Genomic DNA, 11,513 nt, shown 5'->3' on the forward strand with positions numbered 1-11,513 from the left:
CGATTCGGTGGGCCGGCTTGGTGAAGCCGGCCTTGCACCGCACAGCATTCAGCGGGTGCCGAACACCACCATGGTCTTTCCCTTGACGTAGACCAGCCCCTGGGCCTCCAGGCTCTTGAGCACACGTCCGACCATTTCCCGCGAGCAGCCCACGATACGACCGATTTCCTGGCGCGTGATCTTGATCTGCATGCCGTCCGGGTGGGTCATCGCATCGGGCTGCTTGCACAGGTCCAGAAGAGTGCGGGCAACGCGTCCCGTGACGTCGAGGAATGCCAGGTCGCCCACCTTGCGCGTGGTATTGCGCAGGCGTTCGGCCATCTGGCTGCCCAGGGCATACAGAATGTCTGGGTCCTGCTGCGTCAGTTCACGGAACTTGGCATAGCTCAGTTCGGCCACCTCGCATTCGGTCTTGGCGCGGACCCAGGCGCTGCGCTCCTTCTCGGTGCCTTCCTTCTCGAAAAGCCCCATTTCACCGAAAAAGTCTCCGGCATTGAGGTAGGCGATGATCATCTCGCGACCATCATCGTCTTCGATCAGGATGGTGACTGACCCCTTGACGATGAAGAAGAGCGTTTCGCAGCGATCACCTGCGTAGATGATGGTGCTCTTGGCGGTGTAGCGTCGCCGATGGCAGTGAGCGAGCAGTTTGTCGATGTTCTTGATCTTGGGCGTAAGTGTTATAGCGACCATGCTGTAATCCCGGAAGATGTATCCAATGGAGGCAGATTCTTATTATCTAATTGGCTGGCTTTTTACGTGGTCATGGGAGCTTAACAGACCGCTATCGATCGATAACAAAACTGCGGCACGAATATCACCTTTGGGACAGGACTTTGCCGATTCACTGCATCCATTCGACTGAAACGCTCATGTTAAGCTTCGCTCTTTTTCTACGGAGTCTGTCGATGAAAGCGCGCATTCAATGGGCTGGCGAAGCGATGTTTCTTGGCGAGTCGGGCAGCGGGCATGTCGTGGTGATGGACGGTCCGCCGGAAAACGGAGGGCGCAATCTTGGCGTCCGCCCCATGGAAATGCTGCTGCTCGGCCTGGGTGGCTGCAGCAACTTCGATGTGGTGAGCATCCTGAAGAAGTCCCGTCAGCCGGTTGAAAGCTGCGAGGCCTTTCTGGAAGCAGAGCGCGCGAGCGAAGACCCGAAGGTGTTCACCCGGATTCATCTGCATTTCGTGGTGAAGGGGCGTGGCCTGAAGGAGGCCCAGGTCAAGCGTGCGGTAGAGCTGTCGGCGGAAAAATACTGTTCCGCCTCGATCATGCTCGGACGGGCCGGCGTCGAGATCACCCATGACTATGAGATTGTCGAGTCAAAAGCCGATTAAAAGCGCTTGAGGCTGGAAAGCTGGATGAAAAAGCTGGATCGGCATTGCCCGGAGCGATCCTGTCCAGCCTCCAGCCTCAAATTCGATAGGTGGTCTTGGTCATGACCTTGGCCATCAGGCTCATGCCAAACTTGACCGGCGCCGGGAAGCGGAATCCACCTGCCTCCAGGGCGGCAGTCGAATGTTGTGCCTCGTCCACGCGCATCTGCTGGAGAATTGCCCGCGATTTCTCGTCGCCTGCGGGGATCTGCTCAAGGTGTTCATCGAGGTGCTTGCAGACCTGGTCCTCGGTGGCAGCGACAAAACCCAGGCTGACCCGGTCGCTGATCAGCCCAGCCGTGGCGCCGATGCCGAATGACAGCCCGTAGAAGAGCGGATTGAGCACGCTGGTGTGGCTGCCCAACTGGTGAATACGCTGTTCGCACCAGGCCAGATGGTCGATTTCCTCTTCGGCGGCCTGCTCCATCGCCTTGCGCACCTTAGGCAACTGGGCTGTCAGCGCCTGGCCCTGGTAGAGCGCCTGGGCACAGACTTCCCCGGTGTGGTTGATGCGCATCAGGCCGGCAACGTGACGTGTTTCGCTGTCGCTCAGCTCGGTCTCGTTTTTCAATAGCGCCGGGTTCGGGCGGTTGGGCTGACCGCTGAAAGGCAGCAGCGTTCTTAATGCGGCATCGGCCTGCAACAGCAGGCGGTCGGCAGGTGAATATTCACGCTGGTTGGGCATGTCGCCTCCATGTTTGCGGAGCGGTCTCGATAGGGCCGTGAATGTCTGTCAGCCCGGCGGCCAGTGCATCTGGCGCTGTCCGAGCACGTGCATGTGTATGTGGTAGACCGTCTGGCCACCGAGGTCGTTGCAGTTCATGACGACGCGGAAGCCTTCCTGGCAACCCTGCTCTTCGGCGAGGCGTTGGGCAGTGAAGAGAATATGACCGGCGAGCGCCTTGTCGTCCTCTTCGCTGAGGTCGTGCAGGGTCGCAATGTGCTTCTTCGGAATAACCAGGAAATGCACCGGCGCCTGAGGGGCGATGTCATTGAAGGCAATGACCTGATCGTCTTCATACAGCTTGTGCGCGGGGATATCCCCAGCCACGATCTTGCAGAACAGACAATCCATGGCATGTCTCCGGAAATATGATCGGCTGGCAGTTTAGCAGGCCATCAAGTGATGGGTCAGCTTGCGCGAAAGAGGACAGCGATGAAGAACGATATCCATGATCTGGCGCTGGTGCTGGAATCGAGGCTGCGGTTGGTGGTCATCGAATCCTGGGACGAACGCCGTGTGCTGGAAACCCTGACGGGCCTGGCGATAGCTCGTGGCATGGCGCTGCAGGTCTGGTCCGTGACCGAGGGGTTGCGCCGGCTGGCATTTGGCGGCGAGGCGCTGGATGAAGGTGAAAGCTGTTCGCCGGAAGTCGCGCTCAAGCGCGTCAGGCATGATCCGCAGCCCGGCCTGTATGTGTTCTGCGACCTGCATCCCTTTCTCGGTGAGCCGCAAGTGGTGCGGCTGATCAAGGAAATCGCGATGGCTGAAGGGCCGTCGGCGCCCACGCTGGTGCTGGTTTCCCATGCCTTCACGCTGCCTGCCGAGATCCAGCGCTACGCCGCCCGTTTCAGTCTGACCCTGCCGTCGGAAGAAGAGCTGCTGAGCATCGTGCGCGACGAGGCGACCCGCTGGAGCGAGCGTAATCGTGGTGCACGGGTGCGGACCGACAATCGAACCCTGCAGCAGGTGGTGAAGAACCTGCGTGGCCTCAGTCATGCCGAGGCTCGCAGTCTGGCCCATAGCCTGATCTGCGATGACGGCGCGATTACCCAGAAGGATTTGCCAGAACTCAACCGCAAGAAGTTCGAGTTGCTGGACATGCAGGGCGTGCTGGGTTTCGAGCATGAAACGGCGCGTTTTGCCGATGTCGGAGGGCTGCCGAACTTCAAGCGCTGGCTGGGTGAGCGCCAGGGTGCGTTCATGGCCGCAGGTAAGGCGGACATGCCGCGCGGCGTGATGCTGGTGGGCGTTCAGGGTGGCGGCAAGAGCATGGCGGCCAAGGCCGTCGCGGGGCTCTGGGGCTTGCCGCTGCTGCGGCTGGATTTCGCCTGCCTCTATAACAAGTTCTTCGGAGAGACCGAGCGCAACCTGCGCGAAGCCCTGAAACTTGCCGAACAGATGGCGCCTTGCGTGCTCTGGATGGACGAGCTGGAAAAAGGCCTGGCCACGGGTGAGATGGATGGCGGTGTGAGCCAGCGCATCCTCGGCACCCTGTTGACCTGGATGGCCGAGCGACAGGCTCCGGTGTTCATGGTGGCAACGGCCAATGCGGTCGATCGTCTGCCACCCGAGCTGCTGCGCAAGGGGCGTTTCGACGAGCTGTTCTTCGTCGATCTGCCCGACGCTGCGGTGCGTGCCGATATCTTCCGTATCCATCTGAAGCGGCGTGAGCTGGACCCCGGGCTGTTCGATCTTGCCGAGCTGGCGATGGTCTGTGATGGCTTTTCCGGAGCGGAAATCGAGCAGGTGGTAGTGTCGGCGGTCTACGCAGGGCAGGCGCAGTCACGCGAGCCGGACCAGCAGGTTCTGCTCGACTCTGTCCGGGCGACTTCCCCGCTTTCGGTGGTGATGGCCGAAGCCCTGGACGATCTTCGCAACTGGGCTTCGGGGCGCGCGGTTCTGGCCTGATCGACAGTTTGTTTCAAAGTGGTATTTGCTGCAGGTATCGCTCATAGGCCGGCAGAGCGATGGCGGCGATAATGCCGATGACCGGTACCAGTAGCCAGAGGACGGCGAGAATCTTCACTGACCTGCTGTTCGGTGGCTGAGGCGGGCCGAAGCGATTGATCCCACTGCTGCCGGGGGCCACCAGCATGACCAGCGGGAATATCGAGCCGACCACCGGAACCAGTGTCAGCAGCAGTAGCCAGCCTGACCAGCCGATGTCATGCAGGCGCTGCACGCCGATCTGGATACTGACCACCAGAAAGCCAATGATGACCAATACCATCAGCGGTATACCGATCAGGCTGGAAAGGGCGAAAGCGGCACCTGCGACGGTCAGCAGGCCCAGGGCGGTCAGTGACAGGATCATGGACCAGGCGAGGTAGCGCAGGCGCCCGATACGGCCTTGCACAGAGAAGGGCTTGAGTGCGCCATATTCCGGCAAGGGCTCGGCCACCTTCGCACGTGGCGGTGCATAGGGCAGGCTGGCCTCGGTCCTGTTGTTTTGCGCCTCGGCCTGTGCCTGCCGGGCTAGGTATTTTTCGATGACGATCCCGCAGCTTTCACATTGGATGGCCTGCGCCTGAGCATGTCCGCACTTGGGGCATTCCATTTGCGCGGAGGCGGATGTGGCAGTCGAGTCGTCCGTATTGTCCACCAGGGCGAGACTGAACGGCTGTCTGTCTTCCGGCTCCTTGCGGGCCTTCGCGCCGGCAGACTGCAGGGCGTGCAGGTATTTGTCGGCTTGCGTCTCGCTCAGTTCCCGCTTGATGTTGACCGAGCCCTGGCCGAATAGCCGATCGATCTTGTCGCTATCGATCTTGAAGAGCAGGGCCAAATTGGCCTTGACGGTTTCAGCTGACATGCCCGGCATAAGCTCGCCATCGAAAACGATTCGGTACTGATTGGCCTGCATGTGACGTCCTTGTGGGTGATGGTCCGGCAAAGCCTAGATTGCCTCTGATGTGGCAACAAGCAGCGCTCGTGACGCCAGAGGCGGCGGTGTGCGAAATGTGTGCTGCATCACGCCTCCGGCCTGGCTTCGGCTCAGAAGGGCTTGACCACCACCAGAATGACGATGGCCAGCAGGAACAGCACCGGAACCTCGTTGAACCAGCGGTAGAACACATGACTGCGGGTGTTCTCGCCGCGCGCAAAACGCTTCAGCTGTGCCCCGCACAGGTGGTGATAAACGATCAGCAACACCACCAGCGTGAGCTTGGCATGCAGCCATGCGCCAGTGCTGAACAACGAGGGGTTGAGCACGATCATCCAGATGCCCAATAGCAGCGTCGCGATCATCGAGGGGATCATGATGCCGCGATAAAGCTTGCGCTCCATGACCTGGAAGCGCTCACGGCTGGTCTGGTCCTCGCTCATGGCGTGGTAGACGAACAGCCTCGGCAGATAGAACAGCCCGGCGAACCAGCAGACGACTGCAATGATGTGCAGGGCTTTGAGCCATAGATAAAGCATTCCGAGTTTCCCTGGTCCGGTGTTGGGCGTAGATAGTAGTGGCTGGAGCCGCCATGCGTCACCTCAATGGTTGGCCCCAGGCGCGGGCAGCTTTATCATCAGCGGTCTTTATCGTTCCATTCGAGAGGCGGCTCATGATCAAGGTCGGAATTGTCGGCGGTACAGGCTATACCGGGGTCGAGTTGCTGCGATTGCTGGCGCAGCACCCCCAGGCTGACGTAACCGTGATCACGTCGCGCTCGGAAAATGGCGTGAAGGTCACGGATATGTATCCGAACCTGCGCGGCCATTATGACGGGCTGGCCTTCAGCGTACCGGACACGGCGACCCTGGGCGCCTGTGACGTGGTGTTCTTCGCGACCCCCCATGGCGTTGCACATGCTCTGGCGAAAGAGTTGCTGGATGCCGGCACTCGGGTCATCGACCTGTCAGCGGACTTCCGCCTGCAGGGTGCTGATGAGTGGGCAAAATGGTATGGCCAGCCCCATGGCGCGCCCGAGCTGCTGCCGGAGGCTGTCTATGGCTTGCCCGAAGTCAATCGTGAGCAGATCAGGAACGCGCGATTGATCGCTGTCCCTGGCTGTTATCCAACGGCGACCCAGTTGGGTTTCCTGCCGCTGCTGGAAAACGGCCTGGCGGATGCATCGCGGCTGATTGCCGACTGCAAGTCCGGTGTCAGCGGTGCCGGACGTGCGGCAAAGATCGGCTCACTGTTTACCGAGGCGGGCGAAAGCATGATGGCCTACGCAGTCAAGGGACATCGCCATCTGCCTGAGATCAGCCAGGGGTTGCGTCGCGCGGTTGGGGGCGATGTGGGCCTGACCTTCGTTCCGCATCTGACACCTATGATTCGTGGCATCCATGCAACGCTCTATGCGACGGTTGCCGATACTTCGGTCGATCTGCAGGCGCTGTATGAGCAGCGCTATGCCGACGAGCCTTTCGTCGATGTGATGCCTGCCGGAAGCCACCCGGAAACCCGCAGTGTGCGTGGGGCAAATGTGTGCCGCATTGCCGTGCACCGCCCGCAGGATGGTGACTTGGTCGTGGTGCTGTCGGTCATCGACAATCTGGTGAAAGGTGCTTCCGGCCAGGCGCTGCAGAACATGAACATCATCTTCGGGCTTGAAGAGCGTCTTGGCCTGGGGAATGTGGCGTTGTTGCCATAGTTCTTGCTGCGCTCTTTTCGGAATTGCCGGTGCGGGCGCGTTTGGGTCTGAAAGTCGATCTGCTGGCAATAGTTGACCGATTTCGTAGGGTAAGCCGATAATGCCCCATCAATGCAGTGCAGGGCGCTTTGCGCCAGGAGAACCAAATGAGTGTCGAATCCTTCACGCCCACCGCCATCCAGTTCAGTCAGGATGCTGCGAGCAAGGTGAAGAGCCTGGTCGAGGAAGAAGGTAATCCGCGTCTGAAATTGCGCGTCTTTGTCACCGGCGGCGGCTGCTCCGGGTTCCAGTACGGCTTCACCTTCGATGAAGACCTGGCCGAAGACGACACCATCATCGAACGAGAAGGTGTCAGCCTGGTGGTGGATGCCATGAGCTACCAGTACCTGGCCGGGGCGGAGGTCGACTATCAGGAAGGGCTGGAAGGCTCGCGCTTCGTGATCAAGAATCCCAATGCCACCACCACCTGTGGCTGCGGGTCTTCGTTCTCCATCTGATCGGCTCTATCGACGAACGCCGCGCTATGCGCGGCGTTTGCGTTTGGGCTGTCAGGCCGGGTAGACCGCGCCCAGTACCCGCAACCCTTGAGCTCCTGTAACGTTCGGTCGGTTGGCGGTGATGCCTTCCAGGCAGCAGTGCGCCAGCCAGGCGAATGCCATGGCCTCGATCCAGTCGGGCTCTATCCCGAAGCGGGCTGTGCTGCTTACCTGGCAATTCGGGAGAAGTGCCTGCAGCCTGTGCATCAGTGTGGCGTTATGCGCGCCGCCTCCGCAAACCAGCACATCCTTCGTTCCCGGTTGGCTTTTTTGCAACGCTTCGCAGATGCTGATCGCGGTCAGTTCAAGCAGCGTGGCCTGAACATCCTGGGCGGGCAGGTCAGGAAAATCTGACAGATGGGCGTCCAGCCAGGCCAGGTTGAACAGCTCCCGGCCCGTACTTTTGGGGCCTTGGGTCGCGAAGAAGGGATCGTCTAGAAAGGCCTGAAGAAGAGGGGGGCTTACCTCGCCACTGGCGGCCCATGTGCCGTTCGGGTCATAGGCGTTTCCCTGATGGCGTTGAATCCAGGCATCCAGCAGTACATTGCCAGGTCCGCAATCGAAACCTCGGGCCGCCTGTCCGGGCTGGAGCAGGCTGAGGTTGCTGAATCCACCGACATTGAGCACCGCCCTGGCGTGTTCGGCGTCGCCGAATATCGCTTCATGAAAGGCCGGCACCAGTGGCGCGCCCTGGCCGCCTGCGGCTACGTCACGCCGACGGAAGTCTGCAACCACGCATATTCCACTCAGCTCCGCCAGCAGTGCGGGGTTGCCTATCTGAATGGTGAAGCCGCGCTGGGGCTCGTGTCTTACCGTTTGCCCATGGCTACCGATGGCCCGAACCGCCTTGGGCGAGACTTGCGCCTGCTGCAGAAGCCTGAGCACACCGCGGCCAGCCAGTCTGGCCCAGGCCTGTTCAGCGATTGCCGCGCGTGCCAGCTCGTCGGGACCTGTCGAGCAGAGTTCGAGCAGGTCCTGTTTCAGCTGTTCCGGCATGGGTTCGTAGTGAGTGGCGAGCAGCCTGGTATGGTCGTCGTGCTCGATCAGGGCGAAGTCCAGCCCGTCGAGGCTGGTGCCGGACATGATGCCGACATACATCGCCATCGTTATTCAGTCTGCATGGCCAGCATGGTCGCGCGTTCTTTGTCCATCTGCGCCATCAGGGGCTGGCTCTGCTGAAGAAAGCGCTGCTTTTCATTGTTGGCAATCGGATCGGCCATGGGCAACTTCAGGCCAAGTGGATCGACATGGACGCCATCTACCTGAAATTCATAATGCAGGTGCGGGCCGGTTGAAAGGCCTGTGGTACCGATGTAGCCGATGATCTGTCCCTGCTTGACCTGCGAGCCGTTTCTCACTCCCTTGGCGAAACCCTGCATGTGCGCGTACAGCGTGCGATAGCGGTTGCCATGCTGAATGATCACGGTGTTGCCGTAGCCCCCTTTGCGGCCTGCCAGAACGACCTTGCCGTCACCTGCACTTTTGATCGGCGTGCCGTGCGGGGCTGCATAGTCCACACCTTTGTGGGCGCGGATCTTGTTCAGGATCGGATGCTTGCGCCCGTTGGAGAAGCGCGAGCTGATGCGGGCAAAGTCGACGGGGGTGCGGATGAATGCCTTGCGCATACTGGTCCCGTCAGCGGTGTAGTAGCTAGTGTTGCCCTGCTTGTTGGTGTAGCGAACGGCGGTATAGCTTTTGCCGCGGTTGGTGAAGCGAGCGGCAAGAATATTGCCTGTGCCTACTCGTTCGCCTTCAATGGTCTTTTCCTCATAAACGACTTCGAAAGTGTCGCCTTTGCGGATGTCCAGGGCAAAGTCGATGTCGTATCCAAAAACATTCGCAAGATCCATCGTCAGGTTGTGACTCAAACCTGCGCGCTTGGCCGCGAGGAAGAGGCTGCTTTCGATTTGTCCGTAGGCATAGGTCGTGGTGACGTCTGGCTTGAGCTGTTCTTTCTTGAAGACATAACCGCTATCGGCTTTTTCCAGCTGCAGACTTTCCAGTCTGTTTATCGGGCTGCTCAAACGCGCAAGTCCGCCCTGTTCATCCATCTCGAACTCCAGGCGTTGGCCAATTCGCAGACGGGTAAGCTGCTTCGCTTCCTTGCTGCTTGCCAGGACATCATGAACGGTGGACTGAGGCAGGCCGACCTTGGCGAAGACGGTCGACAGGGTGTCGCCATTGGCGACTATGACTTCCTTCAGCAGAGGATTGATATCGGCCTGAGCTTCCTCGACTTCGTCTTGCAGGGCTTCGCTGGCTGTTTGCGGTTCAGGGGACTCTATTTGTACGAATGGGCTATCAGCGGTGCTGATGCTTGATGAAGGCTCTGCTTCCACGGGTGCCAGCTCGCTAGCGGCATCCAGTCTGAGGTCGAGAAAGGTTTTCTTCGCCTCGACTTCACGTGATGGGAACACCAGCAGTGCCAGGCTCAGAAGCGCAGCTACACCGCTTGCAGCCAGGAGATGGCTCTTCGGGTAGTAAGGTGCTTTCGATTTTGAATGGGTCATTGGATGTCTGGCGATTTTTTGTACAGGAAAAATATCTGCCTAAAATATAAGCAAAGTGCTGTCGAGGCAACCCTTGAAATGCAGGAGCTATCACTGCCCCGCATGCTGCGACGTTGTAATTTTTGGTCGATCTTGTAAGGTTGACGCCCTTTTATTTCTCGGTGCGGGGCCTCCAATGAAGTCGGTTCAAGAGCAGTTGTCGGTGATCAGGCGGGGCGCTGATGAGGTGCTCGTTGAGGCGGAACTGGTCTCGAAACTGGAGCGGGGGCTGCCGCTGCGAATCAAGGCCGGGTTTGATCCGACAGCTCCTGATCTGCACTTGGGCCATACGGTACTCATTAACAAGCTCCGTCAGCTTCAGGATCTGGGACATCAGGTGATCTTCCTTATAGGTGATTTCACCGGGATGATTGGTGATCCGAGTGGCAAAAGCGCGACTCGCCCACCCCTGACCCGTGAGCAGGTGCTGGAGAATGCCGAAACCTATAAGGCTCAGGTGTTCAAGATCCTCGATCCGGCCAAGACCGAGGTGGCTTTCAATTCCACCTGGATGGATCAGCTGAAGCCGTCGGATTTCATTCGTCTGGCCTCGCAGTACACCGTCGCCCGCATGCTGGAGCGCGACGACTTCAGCAAGCGTTATGCGTCCAGCCAGCCGATTGCGATACACGAGTTTCTCTATCCGTTGGTTCAGGGTTATGACTCGGTTGCGCTGAAGGCTGATGTCGAGCTGGGCGGAACGGATCAGAAATTCAACCTGCTGATGGGGCGGGAGTTGCAACGCTCCTACGGGCAGGAATCCCAGTGCATCGTGACCATGCCGCTTCTTGAGGGGCTGGATGGCGTCAAGAAGATGTCCAAGTCTCTGGGTAATTACGTGGGCATCCAAGAAGCGCCTGGTGTCATGTACGGCAAGCTGGTGTCGATTCCGGATGCTCTGATGTGGCGCTATTTTGAGTTGCTCAGCTTCCGCAGTCTGGAGGAGATCGAGTCCTTCAAGGCGGACGTGCAGGGCGGTGCCAATCCGCGTGATATCAAGATCAAGCTGGCCGAGGAAATTGTCGCGCGCTTTCATGGCGAGGAGGCGGCGGCGGCGGCGCATCGTTCGGCAGGCAATAGAATGAAAGAAGGCGAGCTGCCAGAGGACATTCCTGATATCGAGTTGCGCTCCGTGGAGGATATGCCGATAGCCTCGGTGTTGAATCGGGCGGGACTGGTCAAGAATGCCGCTATGGCGCGAGATCTGCTTGGCTCTGGTGGTGTGCGGGTAGATGGAGAAGTAGTGGATCGCGCCTTTGTTTTCAGGATTGGATCGACCCACGTCTGCCAGGCTGGCAAGAAGGCTTTTGGCCGTATTTCGCTGCTGTCGGAATAAATCTTCAAAAACTCGTTGACGGCTCGTTCTGTGGGCCTATAATGCGCACCTTCTCCGGCGCAGGCCCTTGGTAAAACCTCTTGTAAATCAAGAGGTTAGCTAAAAATAAGGGCTTGCACGGGCGGCAAATTCGAGTAGAATGCGCCGGGCTGACAGGGCGGTAGTTGAATCCTGTTGGTGCTTCGGTCGGTTCGATCGCAAGTGGTTGAAAGAGGTGGTTGACAGCGGCTTTGAACGCTGTAGAATTCGCCTCCCGCTGACGAGAGGCGCTAGGTTGATCGACAGCATAAGCGGTTGAGAAGAAAGAAAAATTCTTCAAAAACAGCTTGACGAGATACAAGGCTGCTGTAGAATGCGCGGCCTCGGTTGAGACGAAAGGCTTGATCGAAACGCTCTTTAACAA

At 59.1% G+C, this 11,513-nt stretch carries 13 protein-coding genes; 5 read left to right on the top strand and 8 right to left on the bottom strand.

Features of this window, described 5'->3' with window-relative positions; all coding sequences use genetic code 11:
• Positions 1 to 48 precede the first annotated feature (48 nt).
• A complete protein-coding gene (gene crp / locus G7020_RS05375; protein WP_181082906.1) occupies positions 49 to 693 on the bottom strand; it encodes a cAMP-activated global transcriptional regulator CRP in 645 nt (214 codons plus the stop codon).
• Between the two features lie 215 nt (positions 694 to 908).
• Here crp and G7020_RS05380 point away from each other — a divergent pair, with 215 nt between their 5' ends.
• Positions 909 to 1,337: an OsmC family protein gene (locus tag G7020_RS05380; protein ID WP_181082907.1), complete on the top strand. Its 429-nt coding sequence runs from the start codon at positions 909 to 911 to the stop codon at positions 1,335 to 1,337.
• A 76-nt stretch (positions 1,338 to 1,413) separates the two neighbouring features.
• Here G7020_RS05380 and coq7 read toward each other — a convergent pair whose 3' ends face one another.
• Positions 1,414 to 2,061 (bottom strand): 2-polyprenyl-3-methyl-6-methoxy-1,4-benzoquinone monooxygenase, encoded by a 648-nt coding sequence (coq7, locus tag G7020_RS05385; protein ID WP_181082908.1) that lies wholly within the window; start codon positions 2,059 to 2,061, stop codon positions 1,414 to 1,416.
• A 48-nt stretch (positions 2,062 to 2,109) separates the two neighbouring features.
• Positions 2,110 to 2,451, bottom strand: coding sequence for a histidine triad nucleotide-binding protein (locus tag G7020_RS05390; protein ID WP_181082909.1), 342 nt, complete (start codon positions 2,449 to 2,451; stop codon positions 2,110 to 2,112).
• A gap of 81 nt (positions 2,452 to 2,532) precedes the next feature.
• On the opposite strand from G7020_RS05390, the gene G7020_RS05395 reads away from it, so the two are divergent.
• Positions 2,533 to 4,008 carry an AAA family ATPase gene (locus tag G7020_RS05395; RefSeq protein ID WP_181082910.1) on the top strand — a complete coding sequence of 492 codons (1,476 nt, stop codon included), beginning with the start codon at positions 2,533 to 2,535 and terminating at the stop codon, positions 4,006 to 4,008.
• A 13-nt stretch (positions 4,009 to 4,021) separates the two neighbouring features.
• On the opposite strand, the gene G7020_RS05400 is transcribed toward G7020_RS05395, so the two are convergent.
• Both G7020_RS05400 and hemJ read right to left on the bottom strand, forming a co-directional pair.
• Entirely contained in the window at positions 4,022 to 4,960 is a 939-nt protein-coding gene (locus G7020_RS05400) for a DUF805 domain-containing protein (protein WP_181082911.1), read from the bottom strand.
• A gap of 131 nt (positions 4,961 to 5,091) precedes the next feature.
• The gene (gene hemJ, locus G7020_RS05405; protein WP_181082912.1) at positions 5,092 to 5,520 is read right to left on the bottom strand and encodes a protoporphyrinogen oxidase HemJ; all 429 of its coding nucleotides are present in this window, start codon (positions 5,518 to 5,520) and stop codon (positions 5,092 to 5,094) included.
• A 134-nt stretch (positions 5,521 to 5,654) separates the two neighbouring features.
• On the opposite strand from hemJ, the gene argC reads away from it, so the two are divergent.
• Both argC and erpA read left to right on the top strand, forming a co-directional pair.
• A complete protein-coding gene (gene argC, locus G7020_RS05410; protein ID WP_181082913.1) occupies positions 5,655 to 6,689 on the top strand; it encodes an N-acetyl-gamma-glutamyl-phosphate reductase in 1,035 nt (344 codons plus the stop codon).
• 146 nt (positions 6,690 to 6,835) lie between these two features.
• Positions 6,836 to 7,186 (top strand): iron-sulfur cluster insertion protein ErpA, encoded by a 351-nt coding sequence (gene erpA / locus G7020_RS05415; RefSeq protein ID WP_181082914.1) that lies wholly within the window; start codon positions 6,836 to 6,838, stop codon positions 7,184 to 7,186.
• A gap of 51 nt (positions 7,187 to 7,237) precedes the next feature.
• Here erpA and G7020_RS05420 read toward each other — a convergent pair whose 3' ends face one another.
• Together G7020_RS05420 and G7020_RS05425 are read right to left on the bottom strand one after the other, a co-directional pair.
• A complete protein-coding gene (locus G7020_RS05420) occupies positions 7,238 to 8,329 on the bottom strand; it encodes an anhydro-N-acetylmuramic acid kinase (protein ID WP_181082915.1) in 1,092 nt (363 codons plus the stop codon).
• Positions 8,330 to 8,331: 2 nt separating this feature from the next.
• Positions 8,332 to 9,735 carry a peptidoglycan DD-metalloendopeptidase family protein gene (locus tag G7020_RS05425; RefSeq protein ID WP_181082916.1) on the bottom strand — a complete coding sequence of 468 codons (1,404 nt, stop codon included), beginning with the start codon at positions 9,733 to 9,735 and terminating at the stop codon, positions 8,332 to 8,334.
• A gap of 175 nt (positions 9,736 to 9,910) precedes the next feature.
• Between G7020_RS05425 and tyrS the strand changes: the two genes are divergently transcribed.
• Positions 9,911 to 11,110, top strand: coding sequence for a tyrosine--tRNA ligase (gene tyrS, locus G7020_RS05430; RefSeq protein WP_181082922.1), 1,200 nt, complete (start codon positions 9,911 to 9,913; stop codon positions 11,108 to 11,110).
• A 4-nt stretch (positions 11,111 to 11,114) separates the two neighbouring features.
• Here tyrS and G7020_RS05435 read toward each other — a convergent pair.
• Positions 11,115 to 11,513 (bottom strand): hypothetical protein (locus G7020_RS05435; protein WP_258189248.1); only part of this gene is annotated, 399 nt, incomplete at its 5' end.

This window comes from Stutzerimonas stutzeri (assembly GCF_013522825.1).
Classification (GTDB): Bacteria; Pseudomonadota; Gammaproteobacteria; order Pseudomonadales; family Pseudomonadaceae; genus Stutzerimonas; species Stutzerimonas stutzeri_AK.